This is a genomic window from Zoogloea sp., from assembly GCF_041904905.1.
GTDB lineage: Bacteria > Pseudomonadota > Gammaproteobacteria > Burkholderiales > Rhodocyclaceae > Zoogloea.
Genome location: NZ_JAYRMI010000017.1, coordinates 40,950 through 58,400 on the forward strand (window position 1 = coordinate 40,950; position 17,451 = coordinate 58,400).

A 17,451-nucleotide genomic window follows, 5' to 3' on the forward strand; every position below is an offset into this window, starting at 1 on the left:
GTGTTCGAAGGCTCCTTCCTGGGCGACGGCGACAAGCTGGCCGCCGACGACCGCCTCGAATGCGGCATCTGCTGGCAGGTGTACGACCCCGCCGCGGGCGACCCCCACTGGGGCATCCCGCCCGGCACGCCGTTCGCGCAGCTGCCCGAACACTGGCGCTGCCCCAACTGCGACGCCCCGCGCCACAAGTTCATGGTGCTGAAGGGCGACGCGTGACCGGCCAGCCCACTGCCGCCCAGCTCGGTGCCCGCATCGAAGCCCACTACCGCGCCGTTGCCGCGGGGCCGATGGCCGACGTGCCCATCTGCAACCCGCGCCTGTCGGTGCGCCTGGCCGGGCTGGCGGAGTGGGCGGGCGTGCGGGTGGCGGCGCTGGTGATGCCGTGGGCCATCAACCTGCTGATCCTGCCCGGCGACGCCCCTTGGCAGGAGGCCGAATCCCTCGCCAAGATCCGCTGGCGCTTTCCCAGCGGCGACTACGACTTCGTCTACGGCAGCGACGTGGGCTTCGGCCCCTATCAGGTGTGCTCGCTGTTCTCGCCCGCGCTGGAGTTCGACTCGATGGAAGTCGCCTGCGACACCGCCGCCGCCGCCCTCACGGCGCTGCTCCGGGCCCCCGTCGAGCCCCCGGCGCCCCAGGCCGCGGCTGGTCGGCGTCGCTGGCTGTTCGGGCGCAGCCCCGCATGAGCGCCCCCGTGCGGCGGCCCGCCCCGGGTGCTCACCGCCCTGCTAGGCGGGTGGAGGAGGGCGCGCGCGCAGCCCGGAGGCGGGCCCGATGAGCCCGTCCGGGCTCGCCGGCAGCCTGCGGGTTGCGGCCCGCTGGCAGGCGGGGGCGCTCGGCGGCTGGCAGGTGCAGCTCGTCCGCCCGCCGGTGGCCCGCGCCCTCGTCGGGCTTGAGCCGGCGCTCGCGCTGGCCCGCATCCCCCTCTATTTTTCCCTGTGCAGCCACGCCCAGCGCGAAGCCGGCCGGCTGGCCCTGGCCGCCGCCGGCTGGGTGGGCGCCGCGCCGGTGCCGTCCTGGCAGCTGTGGGCCGAATGCCTGCACGAACACCTCTGGCGGCTGCTCCTCGACTGGCCGCGGCTGATGGGCGAAGCGCCCCGGGCCCAGGCGTTCGCCGCCTGGCGCGCCGCCCGCCACAACCGGGACACCCTCGTCGAGGCCACCCGGCAGGTGAGTGCCGCGCTCCCCGCTCAGGGCGAGGCCGCCGACCGGCGCGCCGCCTTCGCCGCCGCCGCCCGGGCGCTGCAGGACGACCTCCCCTACCCCTGGGGCAGCGACGGCAGCCCCGCCGCCGGTCAGGGGGATGCCTGGGTCCACACCGCCCGTGGGCGCCTGCGCCATGGGCTGCAGCTGGCCGACGGGCGCGTCGCCCGCTGGCAGGTGGATGCGCCGACGGATCGCAATTTCGCCGACGAAAGGGGTATCGTGGAGCGCCTGCCGGCCAGCCTGCCCAGCATCGAGGCGGCCCGCCGTGCCGTGGAGCGGGCCGTGCTGCTGCTCGACCCCTGCGTGCCTTACACCGTGGAGATCGTGGATGCATGAAATGTCGCTGGCGGAAGGCATCCGCCAGATCGTCGAGGACGCCGGGCGCGCCCAGGGTTTTCGCAAGGTGAAGACGGTGGTGCTGGAAATCGGCCAGCTCTCGTCGGTCGAACCCGAGGCGCTCGCCTTCTGCTTCGACGTGGTGATGAAGGACAGCATCGCCGACGGCGCCGCCCTCCAGATCGACGCCGTGCCCGGCCAGGGCTGGTGCATGCAATGCGCCGCCACCGTGCCCATCGCCGCCCTGTATGATCCGTGCCCCCATTGCGGCAGCTACCAGGTGCAGGCCACCGGCGGCACCGAGATGCGGGTGAAGGAACTCGAAATCGAATGAAAGCAAACTGACATGTGCAATGTGTGCGGCTGCGGGGCCGGAGAAACCCGCATCGAAGGCGAGGCGCTGGACCGGGATGGCCACGCCCACGAGCACGTCCACGCCGACGGCACCGTGCACCGCCACGCCCACGGCCACGAGGGCGAGCACGCCCACAGCCACCAGTGGGTGCCCGCCGGCGCCCACGGCCACCTGCACCGGCACGCCGACGGCACCTGGCACAGCCACGACCACGTCCACACCGCCGACCACGCCCATCCCCACACGGATGCCGGCGACGGCAGCCTGCACTACGGCCACGGCCCGGCCGGCGCCCACGCCCCGGGCATGAGCCAGGCCCAGATGGTCAAGATCGAGCAGAACATCCTCGCCAAGAACGACGGCTACGCCGAGCGCAACCGCGGCTGGCTGGCCGACCGGGGCATCCTCGCCCTCAACCTTGTGTCCAGCCCCGGCTCGGGCAAGACGACCCTGCTGGTGCGCACCATCGACGCCCTCAAGGCCCGCCCCGGCGCGGTGCCGGTGGCGGTGGTGGAAGGCGACCAGCAGACCAGCTTCGACGCCGAGCGCATCCGCGCCACTGGCGCCCCGGCGCTGCAGATCAACACCGGCAAGGGCTGCCACCTCGATGCGCTGATGGTCGGCCACGCGCTCGAAAAGCTCGCCCCGCCCGACGACAGCGTGCTGCTCATCGAGAACGTCGGCAACCTCGTCTGCCCGGCCGCCTTCGACCTGGGCGAAGCCGCCAAGGTGGTGGTGCTGTCGGTCACCGAGGGCGAGGACAAGCCCCTCAAATACCCGGACATGTTCGCCGCCGCCAGCCTGATGTTGGTCAATAAGGTTGACCTGTTGCCCTACCTCAGCTTCGACGTGGCCCGTGCCATCGACTTCGCCCGCCGGGTCAATCCCCAGCTGCAGGTGATCCAGGTGTCCGCCACCACCGGCGCTGGCTTCGACGAATGGCTGGGCTGGATCGACGCGCGCCACGCCGCGGCCCGGGCCGCCCGGGTGGCCACCGTCGAGCAGCTGCGCGCCCGCATCGCCCAGCTCGAAGCGCAGCTCGCCGCGAAAGGCTGACCCGCCCATGCTGATCGTCGTCGACCCGACCCGCGTCGCCCGCCGCCTGCGCGTGCGTGGCGTGGTGCAGGGCGTGGGCTTCCGGCCCTTCGTGTACCGCTTCGCCAACTCCCTCGGCCTCGTCGGCTGGGTGCGCAACGACGGCGGCGGGGTGGAGATCGAGATCCAGGGCAGCGAGCCCGTGCTCGACGCCTTCACCCAGTGCCTCGCCAGCGAGGCGCCGCCCCTCGCGCGGGTGGACGTCATCGAGCCGGAGGTCATCCCGCCCGATCACTCCCGCAAGGATTTCGCGATCCTGCCCAGCGCCGAAGGCGAGGTCGCCACCGCCATTGGCCCCGACGTGGGCGTGTGCCGCGCCTGCCTCTCCGAACTGTTCAACCCCGACGACCGGCGCTGGCGCTACCCCTTCATCAACTGCACCCACTGCGGCCCGCGCTACACCATCACCCGCAGCCTGCCCTACGACCGGGCGCGCACCAGCATGGCCGCCTTCGAATTGTGCGCCGGCTGCGCCGCCGAATACGGCCACCCCGGCGACCGGCGCTTCCACGCCGAACCCAACGCCTGCCCCGAGTGCGGCCCGCGCCTCAGCTTGCACGAGCCCCACGGCCTCACCGCCCTGGCCCGCGATCCGCTGGCCGAGGCCGTGCGCCGGCTCCAGCTGGGCGAGATCGTCGCCCTCAAGGGCCTGGGCGGCTTCCATCTGGCCTGCGACGCGTCCAACGCCGCTGCCGTCGCCCGCCTGCGCGAACGCAAGGCGCGCCCCCACCAGCCCCTCGCGCTGATGGTCGCCAACGTCGCCAGCCTGGCCGGTCGGGCGAAGATCGGTGCCGCCGAGGCCGCGGTGCTCGAAAGCCCCGAGCGCCCCATCGTGCTGCTGGCCAAGCTGCCCGGCTGCGACGAGGCCTTCCCCGGCATTGCCCCCGATCTCGACGAGATCGGCGCGATGCTGCCCGGCACGCCGCTCCACTACCTGCTGTTCCACGAAGCCGCCGGCCGCCCCGCCGGCACCGCCTGGCTCGACGACGCCCAGCCCCTGGCCCTGGTGATGACCAGCGCCAACCCCCACGGCGAGCCGCTCGTCCAGCGCAACGACGAAGCCTTCGAACGCCTCGCCGACATCGCCGACGTGCTGCTGATGCACGACCGGGACATCGTGGTGCGCTGCGACGACTCGGTGCTGCGCCTGCGGCCCGACCTGCCCGCCACGCCGGGCGAGGGCGACGGCAAGCGCGCCGGCGTGCAGTTCCTGCGCCGCGCCCGGGGCTTCACCCCGCTGGCGATGCCCCTCGACGCCAGCGGCCCGGCGGTGCTGGCCTTCGGCGCCCATTTCAAGGCCACCTTGTGCCTCGCCCGCGGGGCCGAGGCGTTTCTGTCCCAGCACATCGGCGGGCTCGACAACCCCGCCGCCTGCGCCGCCCTCGACGAAGCCGCCGCCCACCTGCAGGCCATCCTCTCTGTGCGCCCGGCCGCCGTCGCCCACGACGCCCACCCGGATTACTACTCCACCCGCGCCGCGCTGGCGCTGGCGGACGCCCTCGACGTGCCCTCCATCGCCGTCCACCACCACCACGCCCACATCGCCGCGGTGTGCGCCGAGCATCGCCTCGACGGCCCGGTGCTCGGGTTTGCCGCCGACGGGGTGGGCCTTGGCACCGACGGCCTGCCCTGGGGCGGCGAGCTGCTCTACGTGGATGGCGCCGAGTTCCGCCGCCTGGGCCACCTCAGCCCGCTGGCCCTGCCCGGCGGCGACCGGGCCGCCCGCGAGCCCTGGCGCGTCGCCTGCGCCGTGCTCCACGCCCTGGGCCAGCGCGACGAGGCCGCCCGCCGCTTCGCCCACCAGCCGGCCGTGGAGCAGGTGCTGGCGATGCTCGAACGCGGCGTGCGCTGCCCGCCCACCACCAGCCTCGGGCGCTGGTTCGACGCCGCCGCCGGCCTGCTTGGCCTTGCCGACACCACCAGCTTCGAAGGTCAGGCCGCGATGCGCCTCGAGACCCTCGCCCGGCGCATCGGCCAGACCTTCCCGCTGGCCGGCGGCTACCACATCGACACCCGCGCCGACGGCCCCTCGGTGCTCAACCTCTATCCGCTGCTCCACCTGCTGGTGGGCGAAACCGACGCCGCCCGCGGCGCCAGCCACTTCCACGCCACCCTGATCGACGGGCTCGCCCAGTGGATCGGCGACGCCGCCCACGCCACCGGGCAGCGCCGGGTGGCGCTCTCCGGCGGCTGTCTGCTCAATCGCGAGCTGGCCGGCGGCCTGCGTCACAAGCTCGGTGCCCGCGGCCTCGCGGTGTTCGAGGCCCAGCACGTGCCGCCCGGCGACGGCGGCATCGCCCTTGGTCAGGCCTGGGTGGCGCGGGCGGAGCTGCGACGGGGGCTGCTGTGATCGAGGCTCCGACCACCGCCGTCAGCGTCGGCCGGCTCGAAGACATCCCCAATGTGGGCAAGGCCGTCGCCGCGGCCCTGCGCCGCATCGGCATCGACACCCCGATGGCCCTCGTCGGACGCGACCCCTACGCGCTCTACGCCGAACTCAACGCCGTCACCGGCACCCGCCACGACCCCTGCCTGCTCGACACCTTCATCGCCGCCACCCGCTTCATGGGCGGCGAGCCGGCCCGCCCGTGGTGGGCCTACACCGCCGAGCGCAAGGCGCGCGTCGGCGCCAGCAAGGATTGACCTCATGTGCCTCGCCATCCCGACCCGCGTGGTCGAACTCCTCCCCGACAGCCAGGCCGTGGTCGACCTGGGCGGCGTCCGCAAGACCATCTCGCTGGCGCTGGTCGATGGCGTGGCCGTGGGCGACTACGTGATCGTCCACGTAGGCTACGCGCTCACCCGGCTCGACCCCGTCGAGGCCGAGCAGACCCTCGCGCTGATGATCCAGGCCGGTATCGACGTGGGGGCCGAAGCCCCATGAAGTACGTCGACGAGTTCCGCGACGGCGACGTGGCCCGTGGCCTCGCCGCCGCCATCGCCCGCGAGGTCGAGCCCGGCCGGCGCTACGCCTTCATGGAGTTCTGCGGCGGCCACACCCACGCCATCTCCCGCTACGGCGTGGCCGACCTGCTGCCGCCTTCCGTGCGGATGATCCACGGCCCCGGCTGCCCGGTGTGCGTGCTGCCCATCGGCCGCATCGACCAGGCCATCCAGCTGGCGCTGGACGAGGGCGTCACGGTGTGCACCTACGGCGACACCCTGCGCGTGCCGGCCTCCGAGGGGCTCTCCATGCTCCGCGCCCGCGCCCGCGGCGCCGACATCCGGATGATCTACTCCGCCGCCGACGCGCTGGCGCTGGCCCAGCGGGAGCCGCAGCGCCAGGTGGTGTTCTTCGCCATCGGCTTCGAGACCACCACCCCGCCCACTGCGCTGGTGATCCGTCAGGCGGCCCAGCTCGGGCTCACCAACTTCTCGGTGCTGTGCTGTCATGTGCTCACCCCATCGGCGATCACCGCGATCCTCGAATCCCCCGAGGTGCGCGAACTGGGCACCGTGCCGCTGGACGGCTTCATCGGCCCGGCCCACGTCAGCACCATCATCGGCAGCCGACCCTACGCCCACTTTGCCGAGGAATACCGCAAGCCGGTGGTGATCGCCGGCTTCGAGCCGCTGGACGTGATGCAGGCCATCCGCATGCTGGTGCGTCAGGTGAACGAAGGCCGCACCGAGGTGGAGAACGAATTCACCCGCGCCGTCACCGAAGACGGCAACCTCAAGGCCCAGGCCCTGGTGTCGGAGGTGCTCGAGCTGCGCCAGTCCTTCGAATGGCGCGGGCTGGGTCTGGTGCCGTATTCGGCCCTGCGCATCCGCGAGCGCTTCGCCGCCTTCGACGCCGAGGCCCGCTTCGGGCTGGTCTATCAGCCCGTGCCGGATCACAAGTCGTGCGAGTGCGGGGCGATCCTGCGCGGGGTCAAGACGCCCCTCGACTGCAAGCTCTTCGGCACGGTGTGCACCCCCGAGACGCCGATGGGCTCGTGCATGGTGTCGTCCGAAGGCGCCTGCGCCGCCCACTACACCTACGGGCGCTTCCGCGACATTCCGGTGGTGGCCGGCTGACCCGCGATGGTTTCGGGCGCCGCTACTCACTTCGCCTGCCTCGATGACGGATGTCGCCCCCGGGGCGGGCGGCTTCTGCCGGCGCGCGCTCAACCTTGCCGACCGCCTGCCGATACACGCCGGACACGGCCCGTTTCGAGGCCGGCAAGGAGACTGGAAGTGAACCTGTTCAACAAGCTGCGCAGTGCGCCGCAGCCGGGCGTGCACACCCTGCAGTGCCGTGCCGGCGACCTGACCGCGGCCCTCGCCGCGGTCGCCATCCAGCCCACCTTCGTCAGCGGCTACGTGTCGCCCCACGTGGATATCGAGTCCGTCGCCCGGGCGGTGACGGCCCGCTTCCCCGGTGTGCCGACGATGCTGTGCTCCACCGCCGGCGAGCTGTGCAGCGGCGGCGGCCCGCTCTATTGCGCCACCGGCAACAGCTGGGACCGGGTGGTCGTCCAGTGCTTCGACGCGTCGCTGATCGCCCGCGCCCAGGTGGTCGCCGTGCCCCTGGGCTGCGAAGACCTGCGCCGCGGCCAGTGCGACCTGCCGGTGCGCGAGCGGGTGGCCGCCCTCACCCGGCGCATCCGCGAGCTGCGGGTCGACCTGGACATCGACCACCGGGACACCTTCGCCCACATCCTGTTCGACGGCCTGTCGGCGTCCGAATCCTTCTTCATGGAGGCCCTCTACGAATCCGGGCGTTTCCCGTGCCTGTTCGTCGGCGGTTCGGCCGGCGGCAAGTTCGACTTCAAGAACACCTGGATTCACGACGGCACCCGCAAGCTCGAAAACCACGCCCTGATCGCCTTCCTCAAGGTGGCCCGGGGCACCCGCTTCGGCGTGTTCAAGAGCCACAACTTCCAGCCCGACGGCGCCTGCTTCCCGGTGATTGGCGCCTCGCCCGAGCAGCGCTACGTCAGCCAGACCATCGACGCCGACGGGCAGATCGTCGGCTTCATCGACGCCCTGTGCCGGCACTTGCGCTGCGGGCCGGAGGCGCTGGAGACCAAGCTGGCCGACTACTCCTTCGCCATCCAGGTGGGCGACGAGCTGTTCGTGCGCTCGGTGTCGGGCATCGACCTGGCCGCCGGCCGGGTCAGCTTCTACTGCGACATCTCGCCGGGCGAAGACCTCCGGCTGGTCCGCCGCACCGGCCTTGCCCAGGCCACCGAGCGCGACTTCAAAGCCTTCATGACCGGCAAGCCCGGCCTGCCGGTGGCCGGCATCCTCAACGACTGTATCCTGCGCCGGCTCTACAACGACAAGGAACTCGCCCGCCTCGGCGAGGTGCTGCCCGGCGGGCAGATGGCCGGCTTCTCCACCTTCGGCGAGATCCTCGGCCTCAACCTCAACCAGACCCTCACCGCGGTCTTCTTCTTCCGGGTGCCGGAGGGCGCGCCCTTCCGCGACGAGTTCGTGGACAACTTCGTCGCCCACTACGGCGAGTTCAAGGCCTTCTTCCTGCGTCGTCAGAGCAACAAGTTTGCCGGCCTGTCGCGGGTGATCGTCCGCCAGATCGCCGACTACCAGGCCGAGAGCTTCGACAGCCAGCTCGACCCGTCCGGCTTCGACGACAACATCGCGCCGGTGGTGCGCGGCCTCAACAGCCTGGGGCAGACCCTCCAGTCGTCCTGCGCCCTGCGCGCCGATACCGCCCACCAGCTCGAAGCCTGTGCCGGCGATCTCTACGCCTCGGTCGGCGCGCTGGGCCGGCATGTGGACGAGCAGGGCCGGGTAATCCACGACGCCGGATCGATGGTCGCCCGCCTCACCAGCCAGGCCAGCGCCGCTGCCGACAGCGCCCGCCAGCTCGCCCAGGCCAGCGGACGCATCCAGGGCGTGGTCGAGGTGATCCAGCAGATCGCCGACCAGACCAACCTGCTCGCCCTCAACGCCGCCATCGAGGCCGCCCGGGCCGGCGAGGCCGGGCGCGGCTTTGCGGTGGTGGCCGACGAGGTGCGCAAGCTCGCCGAGAAATCCCGCACCAGCGCAGGCGAGATCGGCGCCGACATCTCGTCGCTCGCCAGCGAGATCGGCCGCGTGGCCCAGGAGATCGAACGCCAGTCCGGCGACGTGTCGCACCTGTCGTCGCTCCTCACCGACATCGAAACCATCAGCAGCCAGACCGCCGGCAACGCCGACCACACCCGGGCGGTGGCCGACACCCTCAAACACCTCACCGAAAACCAGCTCACCCAGGCCTGACCCCGCGCCCGGGCACGTGCACGCGTGCCGGGCCGGCCGGGCCACCGACCGAAACGACACGCGTGCGATGAAAAAAAACTACGTCCGACCCCTCGACCTGCGTCACGGCAGCGTCGACCTCTCCCACGGCGGCGGCGGCCGCGCGATGGTCCAGCTCATCGCCGACGTTTTCGGCAAGGCCTTCGACAACGAATGGCTGCGCCAGGGCGACGACGGCGCCGTGCTGCCGGCCCCCGGCCCCGGCGAGCGGCTGGTGGTCGCCACCGACGCCCACGTGGTCTCGCCGCTGTGCTTTCCCGGCGGCGACATCGGCTGCCTGGCGGTGCACGGCACGGTCAATGACGTGGCCGCGATGGGCGCCCGGCCGCTGTATCTGGCCGCCAGCTTCATCCTCGAAGAGGGCTTCCCCCTCGCCGACCTCGCCCGCATCGTCGCCAGCATGGCCGCCGCGGCGAAGGAGGCCGGCGTGCCGGTGGTCACGGGCGACACCAAGGTGGTCGAGCGCGGCAAGGGCGACGGGGTGTTCATCACCACCACCGGCATCGGCGCGCTGCCGGTTGGCCGCCAGCTCTCCGGCGCCAATGCCCGGGCGGGCGACGCGGTGATCGTCTCCGGCACCCTGGGCGATCACGGCATGGCCATCATGGCCCAGCGCGAGAACCTCGCCTTCGACGCCGAAATCCGCTCCGACACCGCCGCGCTCCACGGCCTCGCCGCCGTGGCGATGGCCGCCGCGCCGGGCCTGCGCCTGCTGCGCGACCCCACCCGCGGCGGGCTGGCGGCCACCCTCAACGAGATCGCCCAGCAATCCGGCGTCGGCATCGTGCTCGACGAGGCGGCGATTCCCGTCGACCCGCAGGTGGCCGCCGCCTGCGAGTTCCTGGGCCTCGACCCCCTCAACATCGCCAACGAGGGCAAACTGATCGCCGTGTGCCCGGGCGATGAAGCCGCCGCCCTGGTCGCCGCGCTGCGCGCCCACCCCCTTGGCACCCGCGCCGCGCGGGTGGGTGAGGTCATTGCCGACGAGCACCGCTTCGTGCAGATGAAGACCGCCTTCGGCGGCCGCCGCATGGTGGACTGGCTCGCCGGCGAGCAGCTGCCGCGCATCTGCTGATCCCGTCTTTCCCTTTTCCCGAGAGCCCGCCATGTTCATCGCCATGAACCGCTTCCGCATCGCCCCCGGCCGCGAGGCCGACTTCATCGAGATCTGGAAGCAGCGCGAATCCCACCTCGATCAGGTGCCCGGCTTCCAGTCCTTCAACCTGCTGCAGGGCCCCACCACGCCGGAGTTCACCCTCTTCGCCAGCCACTCGGTGTGGAACTCCGCCGCCGCCTTCGAGGCGTGGACGCGCTCCGACGCCTTCCGCAAGGCCCACGCCGGGGCCGGCAGCCGCCGCGACATCTACCTGGGCCCGCCCCAGTTCGAGGGCTTCGAGGCCGTCTTGTAAGCCGAATGCGCATCCTCATCCTCTGCCACAGCTTCAACAGCCTCACCCAGCGCCTCTTCGACGCGCTGGCGGTGGACGGCCACGACCTGTCGGTGGAGTTCGACATCGCCGACCCGGTCACCGAAGAGGCCGTCGCCCTGTTCCAGCCCGATCTGCTGCTGGCACCCTTCCTCAAGCGGGCGATCCCCGAATCCGTGTGGTCGCGCCTGCCGTGCCTCGTCGTGCATCCGGGCATCGTCGGCGACCGCGGCCCGTCGGCCCTGGATTGGGCGATCCAGCGGGGCGAGGCCGAGTGGGGCGTCACCGTGCTGCAGGCCGAGGCCGAGATGGACGCCGGCCCGGTGTGGGCGAGCCGCGTCTTCCCGATGCGCGCCGCGCCCAAGGCCAGCCTCTATCGCAGCGAAGTGACCGAGGCCGCGCTGGCCGCGGTGCGCGAGGCGCTGGCCCGCTTCGACGACTGGCGCGCCGGCCGCTGGCAGCCGACTCGCCCGCAGCCCGACGACCCGGCCGTGCGCGGCACGCTCCAGCCCCCGATGCGCCAGCCGGATCGCGCCATCGACTGGGCCCGGGACGATACCGCGACGATCCTCGCCCGCATCCGCGCCGCCGACGGCTTTCCCGGCGTGGCCGACGCCCTGTTCGGCCAGCCCTGCCACCTCTTCGACGCCCATCCGGCCGCGCCTGAGCCCGGCGCCACGCCCGGCCAGCTCATCGCCCGCCGCGACGGTGCCGTGCTGCGCGCCACCCGCGACGGCGCCCTGTGGATCGGCCACGTCAAACGCCCCGGCGGCATCAAGCTGCCCGCCACCGTCGCCTTCGCCGCCGAGGTCGGCAGCCTGCCCGAGCGCCCGGCGCCGCTGATGCGCGACGCCGCCGACTGGGGCGAGCTGCGCTACCGCGAGGAGGGCGCCGTCGGCCTGCTGTCCTTCGACTTCTACAACGGCGCCATGGCCGCCGACCAGTGCCGGCGCCTCATCGACGCCATCGCCTTCGCCCGCGCCCGGCCCACCCGCGTGCTGGTGCTGGAGGGCGGGGCGGATTTCTGGTCCAACGGCATCCACCTCAACCGCATCGAGGCCCAGCAGCAGGCCGGCGGGTCGGCGGCGGACGAATCCTGGGCCAACATCGACGCGATGGACGACGTGTGCCTCGCCATCCTGCAGCTCACGGATCGTCTCACCGTGGCGGCGCTGCGCGGCAACGCCGGGGCCGGCGGCTGCTTTCTGGCGCTGGCGGCGGATGAGGTGTGGGCGCGGGAGGGCGTGATCCTCAACCCCCACTACAAGAACATGGGCAACCTGTACGGCTCCGAGTACTGGACCTACCTGCTACCCCGCCGGGTGGGCGACGCCGCGGCCCGGGCGATCATGGCCCAGCGCCTGCCCCTGGGCGCACCCCGCGCCGCCCAGGCGGGTCTGATCGACGCCGCCTTCGGCGCCGACCGCCCGGCCTTCGAGGCCGAAGTGCTCGCCCGCGCCCAGGCGCTGGCCGAAGCGCCGGACTACGCCGCGCGCCTCGCCGCCAGACAGGCCCGCCGCGCGTTTGATGAAGCCGCCAAGCCTCTTTCCGCCTACCGGGACGAGGAACTCGCCCGGATGCACCGCAACTTCTACGGCTTCGACCCCAGCTACCACGGGGCGCGCTACCATTTCGTGATGAAGAGCCCCCAGTCGTGGACGCCCCGCCACCTCGCCCGGCACCGCGACCGCGCCGGGGCCCGCCCAGCCCAGCGATGAACAGCCCGATCAAACCTGCCCCCCGCTTGCCCGCGGTGCTGGTGGTGGACGACGAAGTCCGCTCCCAGGAAGCCCTGCGCCGCACCCTCGACGAAGCCTTCGAGGTGTTCACCGCGTCCTCGTCCGACGAGGCCTGGAAGATCCTCGAACGCGAGACGGTGCAGGTGCTGCTGTGCGACCAGCGCATGCCCGGCGAGTCCGGCGTGGCCTTCCTCAAGCGGGTGCGCGAACAATGGCCCGACGTGGTGCGCATCATCATCTCGGGCTACACCGACTCGGAAGACATCATCGCCGGCATCAACGACGCGGGCATCTACCAGTACCTGCTCAAGCCCTGGCAGCCCGACAACCTGCTGATGGCCATGCGCAACGCCGCCGAGCTGCACCGTCTGCAGGCCGAGAACCAGCGCCTGAGCCTGGAGCTGCGCACCACCGGCCCGGTGCTCAAGAAGCGCGTCGAGATGAAGTACGAGCGCGTGAAGCGCGAATTCGGGCTCGACGGCCTCACCCGCGCGCCCGACAGCCCGCTGAACCCGGTGTGCGACCTCATCGCCCAGGTGGCGCCCTTCGACCTCTCCGTGCTCATCTCCGGCGAATCCGGCACCGGCAAGGAGATGATTGCCCGTGCCATCCACTACCGCAGCCGCCGCGCCGACAAGGCCTTCGTGGTGGAGAACTGCGGCGCGCTGCCCGACGAGCTGCTGGAGGCCGAGCTGTTCGGCTACAAGCGCGGCGCCTTCACCGGCGCCTATGAAGACCGCACCGGCCTGTTCCAGCAGGCCGACGGCGGCACGCTGTTCCTCGACGAGATCGGCGAAACCTCGCCGGCCTTCCAGGTCAAGCTGCTGCGGGTGCTGCAGGAGGGCGAGTTCCGCCCCCTGGGCAGCCCGCGCCCGGTGACGGTGGACGTGCGGGTGATTGCCGCCACCAACCGCGATCTGGAAACCGAGGTGCGCGAAGGCCGCTTCCGGGAGGATCTGTACTACCGCCTCGCCATCGTGCCCATCCACGTGCCGCCCCTGCGCGAACGCCCGATGGACATCCCGCTGCTCGCCGAACGACTCCTCGACGCCAGCCGCCGCGCCCTGGGCAAGGACACCGAAGGCTTCACCGCCGAGGCACTGGCCTGCCTGTCGGCCTACCGCTGGCCGGGCAACGTGCGCGAGCTGCAGAACGCCATCCTGCGCATGCTGGCGCTGGCCACCGAGCCGCGCCTGGGCGCCCACCTGCTGGCGCCGCGGGTGCTCCAGGCCGGCGCCGACGGCCGCCCCGACGGCCCGGTGGACGAACTCGCCGCGGTGGGCTTCTCCGGCACCCTGCAGGAGCGCGTCGATGCGCTGGAGGCCCGCGTGCTCAAGGAGACCCTGATCCGCCTGCGCTGGAACAAGACCCGCGCCGCCAACGAGCTGGGCCTGTCCCGCGTGGGCCTGCGCGCCAAGCTGGCCCGCTTCGGCCTCGACGGCGGCAAGGGGGGCGACGACGAATGAACCTCCTGTGGCTCCAGTCCGGCGGCTGTGGCGGCTGCACCATGTCGCTGCTGTGCTCCGGTGCGCGGGACGTGCTGGGGCTGCTGTCGTCGGCGGGCATCGCGCTCGCCTGGCATCCGTCGTTGTCGGAAGCCTCGGGTGACGAGGTGCGGGCGCTGCTGGCCGATTTTGAATCCGGCGCCCGGCCGCTGGATCTGCTGTGCGTCGAAGGCTCGCTCCTCACCGGCCCCAATGGCAGCGGGCGCTTCCACCTGCTGGCGGGCACCGGCCGGCCGATGATCGACTGGGTGAAGCGCCTCGCCGCCCGCGCCCGCTACACCCTGGGCGTGGGCACCTGCGCGGCCTACGGCGGCATCACCGCGGCGGGCAACAACCCGGCCGGCGCCATCGGCCTGCAGTACGACGGCGAGCACCGGGGCGGCCTGCTGGGGGGCGACTACCGTTCCGGCGCCGGCCTGCCGGTCATCAACGTGGCCGGCTGCCCCACCCACCCGGACTGGGTCACCGACACCCTGCTGGCCCTTGCGCTGGGGCAGTTCGGCGCGGCCGACATCGACGCCCTGGGCCGCCCGCGCTTCTACGCCGACCAGCTGGTGCATCACGGCTGCAACCGCAACGAGTTCTACGAGTTCAAGGCCAGCGCCGAGAAGCCCGGCGACCTGGGCTGCATGATGGAGCACCTGGGCTGCAAGGGCACCCAGGCCCACGCCGACTGCAACACCCGGCCGTGGAACGGCGCCGGCTCGTGCACCAACGGTGGCTATCCGTGCATCAGCTGCACCGAGCCGGGTTTCGAGTCGCCGGGCCACGCCTTCGACCGCACCCCCAAGGTGGCCGGCATCCCCATCGGGCTGCCCTCCGACATGCCCAAGGCGTGGTTCGTGGCGCTGGCGGCGCTGTCCAAGTCGGCCACCCCGGCGCGGGTGCGCCAGAACGCCGTGGTCGAGACGCCGGTGCTCGCCCCGGCCATCCGCAAGACGGGGCTGAAGTGAACGACACCCCCCGACGCGCCTGGGGGGGGCGGGCCAGCCGCTTCGGGCCGGCCCCGCGCGGCCGGCCCCGGTGGCGCTCAGGCAACGGGAGGACTGAATTGAATCGTGTGGTGGTGGGGCCCTTCAACCGCGTCGAGGGCGACCTGGAGGTGAGCCTCGATTTCGAGGGTGGCCGGGTGGCGGCGGCCTACGTCAATTCGCCGCTCTTCCGGGGCTTCGAGCAGATCCTGATCGGCCGCGAGCCGATGGACGCGCTGGCCATCGTGCCGCGCATCTGCGGCATCTGCTCGGTGTCCCAGTCGGCCGCGGCGGCGGCGGCCCTGGCCGATCTGGCCGGCGTGCGGCCCACGCCCAACGGCCAGCGGGTGAGTAACCTGATCCTGGCGGCCGAGAACCTGGCCGACCACTTCACCCACTTCTACCTCTTCTTCATGCCGGATTTCGCCCGGGACGCCTACCGCGGCCGGCCGTGGTTCGACGCCGCCGCGGCGCGCTTCAAGGCCACCGCCGGCAGCGCCACGGCCGACGCCCTGCCGGCCCGGGCGGCCTTCCTGCAGATCATGGGCAGCCTGGCCGGCAAGTGGCCCCACAGCATGACGCTGCAGCCCGGCGGCGTGGCCCGGGCGCCCCAGACGGCCGAGCGGCTGCGGGTCTTCGCGGCGCTGCGGGAGTTCCGCGCGTGGCTGGAGCGGCACCTCTTCGGCGACCGGCTGGAGGCCATCGCCGGTATCGACTCGGTCGCGGCCCTGCGCCGCTGGATGGAGGCCCGGCCCGCCACGACCGGCGACTTCCGGCTGTTCCTGGCCATCGCCGACGACCTGCAGCTCGCCCGCGTCGGCCGCGCCACCGACCGCTTCCTCAGCCACGGCGCCTATCCGAAGGACGCCGGCTGGCGCTTCCCCCGCGGGGTGCTGGATCTGCCCGCCGGCGCCTTGCAGCCCTTCGAGCCGGCGGACGTGGTCGAGGACGTCTCCCACGCCTGGCTGGAGGCCGACGTGCCGCGTCATCCCTCGGAGGGCGACACCCGCCCGGTCGAGCACAAGGAGGGCGCCTATACCTGGTGCAAGGCGCCCCGCTGGCAGGGGCAGGTGGTGGAGTGCGGCGCCCTGGCCCGGCAGGCGGTGGCCGGCCACCCGCTGATCCGCGAGCTGGTGATGGAGCACGGCGGCAACGTGGCGAGCCGGGTGATCGCCCGCCTGCTGGAGATCGCCCTGGTGGTGCCGGCGATGGAGCAGTGGCTGAAGGCGCTGGACGACGGCCCGTTCTGCGCGCAGACGGTGCTCCCCGCCGACGGCCGCGGCTGTGGGCTGGTGGAGGCCGCCCGGGGCGCGCTGGGCCACTGGCTCACCGTGCGCGGCGGCCACATCGTGCGCTACCAGATCGTCGCGCCCACCACCTGGAACTTCTCCCCGCGGGATGCCGCCGGCACCCCCGGTGCCCTGGAGCAGGCCCTGGTCGGCCTGCCGGAGGCCGAGCCGCTGCTGGTGCAGCACGTGGTGCGGAGCTTCGACCCGTGCATGGTGTGCACCGTGCATTGACGGCCGGGCTCAGGGGCGGTCGGGCTCAGGGGCGGCGCAGCGGCGGCGTTCTGGGCTTGTTCTTGGTGAGGAGTTTCCACAGCACGCCCAGCGACGAGTTGCCCTGGGAGATCGGCTTGCGCGGCAGGGTGAGCAGGTCGTCGGCTGGCGTGGCCACCGCGCGGAGGCAGGTGGTGCCGGTGTAGTAGCCGGCCTCCGCCGCCGCGTGCACGGTGCGCAGGTCGTGGCTGCCGTAGGGGTAGCAGAGGTGCCCGACCCGCGCCCCGAGGGCGTCCTCGAGAATGTGCTTGCTGACCATCAGCTCCTCGACGATCTGCGAGTCCTCGAGCTGGGCAAGGCGCGGGTGGCTCACGGTGTGGGAGCCGACGTTGAAGCCCAGGGCGCGGACCTCCCGCAGCTGCGCCGCGCTCATCAGCGGCGCCGGCTGCAGCCCCTCCGGGGCTACCCAGCTGGAGCGGCCGCCCAGCATGCCGGCCACCGCGTACACCGTGGCCGGGTAGCCGTGGTTGAGCAGCACCGGCGTGACGAACTCGAGAAAGTCGGTGTAGCCGTCGTCGAAGGTGAGGACGACGGGCTTCGGCGGCAGCTTGCCGATGCCCCGCAGCCCGCGCACGGCGGTCTCGAGGCCGATGACGGTGTAGCCGCAGCGGCCCAGCATCTCCATCTGCGCCTCGAAGCGCGGCAGGTCGCAGTACTGGCCCCGGTGGCTGGGCATGCGGTCCGGAAAGTTGCCGACCCGGTGGTAGGTGAGGATGTTGACGCGGGGTGTCGTCGGCGGTGGTCGCTCGGGGTTGGGGTTGGCTCTTGCCATGCTCTCTGTCTTTTTTTGGCGATACAACCCGTGATTTTCCCTGAGGAATACTGTCGTCCCCCTGAATCAAACCCTGCGGCAAGCTTGCGGCGGGCGGGCGCCGCCCCTGTTCAGCGCTCCTCCATCCGCCCGCCGAAGCGGTTGCGCGGGCCGTCGCCGCCCCGCGGCTGGGGTTGGGCCTGGGGTTGCTGCGGCTGGGGCGGTGGGGTGAAGCGGTTCTCCAGGCGGGGCGGCGGT

At 72.4% G+C, this 17,451-nt stretch carries 16 protein-coding genes and 2 pseudogenes; 17 read left to right on the forward strand and 1 reads right to left on the reverse strand.

All coding sequences use genetic code 11. The features are described from left to right. The 17 genes and pseudogenes from ACE3N6_RS07080 (at position 1) to ACE3N6_RS07160 (ending at position 16,403) form a co-directional block, all read left to right on the forward strand. Positions 1 to 216 carry a rubredoxin gene (locus ACE3N6_RS07080; protein WP_374244483.1) on the forward strand — a complete coding sequence of 72 codons (216 nt, stop codon included), beginning with the start codon at positions 1 to 3 and terminating at the stop codon, positions 214 to 216. Continuing rightward, on the forward strand, positions 213 to 686 hold the full coding sequence (gene hybE / locus ACE3N6_RS07085; protein ID WP_374244484.1) for a [NiFe]-hydrogenase assembly chaperone HybE: 474 nt from the start codon (positions 213 to 215) through the stop codon (positions 684 to 686). Before ACE3N6_RS07080 ends, hybE begins: the two co-directional genes overlap by 4 nt. Before the next feature lie 88 nt (positions 687 to 774). Continuing rightward, positions 775 to 1,542: a hypothetical protein gene (locus ACE3N6_RS07090; protein ID WP_374244485.1), complete on the forward strand. Its 768-nt coding sequence runs from the start codon at positions 775 to 777 to the stop codon at positions 1,540 to 1,542. Next, positions 1,535 to 1,876: a hydrogenase maturation nickel metallochaperone HypA gene (gene hypA / locus ACE3N6_RS07095; RefSeq protein WP_374244486.1), complete on the forward strand. Its 342-nt coding sequence runs from the start codon at positions 1,535 to 1,537 to the stop codon at positions 1,874 to 1,876. The genes ACE3N6_RS07090 and hypA overlap by 8 nt, the downstream gene beginning before the upstream one ends. Before the next feature lie 12 nt (positions 1,877 to 1,888). Further along, positions 1,889 to 2,953 carry a hydrogenase nickel incorporation protein HypB gene (gene hypB, locus ACE3N6_RS07100; RefSeq protein WP_374244487.1) on the forward strand — a complete coding sequence of 355 codons (1,065 nt, stop codon included), beginning with the start codon at positions 1,889 to 1,891 and terminating at the stop codon, positions 2,951 to 2,953. Positions 2,954 to 2,960: 7 nt separating this feature from the next. Then, the gene (gene hypF, locus ACE3N6_RS07105) at positions 2,961 to 5,342 is read left to right on the forward strand and encodes a carbamoyltransferase HypF (RefSeq protein WP_374244488.1); all 2,382 of its coding nucleotides are present in this window, start codon (positions 2,961 to 2,963) and stop codon (positions 5,340 to 5,342) included. Next, complete coding sequence (locus ACE3N6_RS07110; RefSeq protein WP_374244489.1) at positions 5,339 to 5,635, forward strand: helix-hairpin-helix domain-containing protein; 297 nt, start codon at positions 5,339 to 5,341, stop codon at positions 5,633 to 5,635. The genes hypF and ACE3N6_RS07110 overlap by 4 nt, the downstream gene beginning before the upstream one ends. A gap of 4 nt (positions 5,636 to 5,639) precedes the next feature. Then, positions 5,640 to 5,876 carry a HypC/HybG/HupF family hydrogenase formation chaperone gene (locus tag ACE3N6_RS07115; RefSeq protein WP_374244490.1) on the forward strand — a complete coding sequence of 79 codons (237 nt, stop codon included), beginning with the start codon at positions 5,640 to 5,642 and terminating at the stop codon, positions 5,874 to 5,876. Continuing rightward, positions 5,873 to 7,012: a hydrogenase formation protein HypD gene (gene hypD / locus ACE3N6_RS07120; protein WP_374244491.1), complete on the forward strand. Its 1,140-nt coding sequence runs from the start codon at positions 5,873 to 5,875 to the stop codon at positions 7,010 to 7,012. Before ACE3N6_RS07115 ends, hypD begins: the two co-directional genes overlap by 4 nt. Positions 7,013 to 7,018: 6 nt before the next feature. Further along, positions 7,019 to 8,320: pseudogene (locus ACE3N6_RS07125) on the forward strand (FIST signal transduction protein); the annotation flags it as partial. Positions 8,321 to 8,845: 525 nt separating this feature from the next. Then, positions 8,846 to 9,202 (forward strand): annotated as a pseudogene (locus ACE3N6_RS07130) (methyl-accepting chemotaxis protein); the annotation flags it as partial. Positions 9,203 to 9,269: 67 nt separating this feature from the next. Next, complete coding sequence (hypE, locus tag ACE3N6_RS07135; protein ID WP_374244492.1) at positions 9,270 to 10,316, forward strand: hydrogenase expression/formation protein HypE; 1,047 nt, start codon at positions 9,270 to 9,272, stop codon at positions 10,314 to 10,316. Positions 10,317 to 10,347: 31 nt separating this feature from the next. After that, entirely contained in the window at positions 10,348 to 10,650 is a 303-nt protein-coding gene (locus tag ACE3N6_RS07140) for an antibiotic biosynthesis monooxygenase (RefSeq protein ID WP_374244493.1), read from the forward strand. Positions 10,651 to 10,655: 5 nt separating this feature from the next. Continuing rightward, complete coding sequence (locus ACE3N6_RS07145) at positions 10,656 to 12,386, forward strand: hydrogenase maturation protein (RefSeq protein WP_374244494.1); 1,731 nt, start codon at positions 10,656 to 10,658, stop codon at positions 12,384 to 12,386. Beyond that, entirely contained in the window at positions 12,383 to 13,873 is a 1,491-nt protein-coding gene (locus tag ACE3N6_RS07150) for a sigma-54-dependent transcriptional regulator (protein WP_374244495.1), read from the forward strand. Before ACE3N6_RS07145 ends, ACE3N6_RS07150 begins: the two co-directional genes overlap by 4 nt. Then, complete coding sequence (locus tag ACE3N6_RS07155) at positions 13,870 to 14,865, forward strand: HupU protein (protein ID WP_374244496.1); 996 nt, start codon at positions 13,870 to 13,872, stop codon at positions 14,863 to 14,865. The genes ACE3N6_RS07150 and ACE3N6_RS07155 overlap by 4 nt, the downstream gene beginning before the upstream one ends. Positions 14,866 to 14,972: 107 nt before the next feature. Further along, entirely contained in the window at positions 14,973 to 16,403 is a 1,431-nt protein-coding gene (locus ACE3N6_RS07160) for a nickel-dependent hydrogenase large subunit (RefSeq protein WP_374244499.1), read from the forward strand. Between the two features lie 25 nt (positions 16,404 to 16,428). Here the strand turns inward: ACE3N6_RS07160 and ACE3N6_RS07165 are convergent, their stop codons facing one another. Next, on the reverse strand, positions 16,429 to 17,214 hold the full coding sequence (locus ACE3N6_RS07165; RefSeq protein WP_374244497.1) for a polysaccharide deacetylase family protein: 786 nt from the start codon (positions 17,212 to 17,214) through the stop codon (positions 16,429 to 16,431). Positions 17,215 to 17,451: the final 237 nt, after the last annotated feature.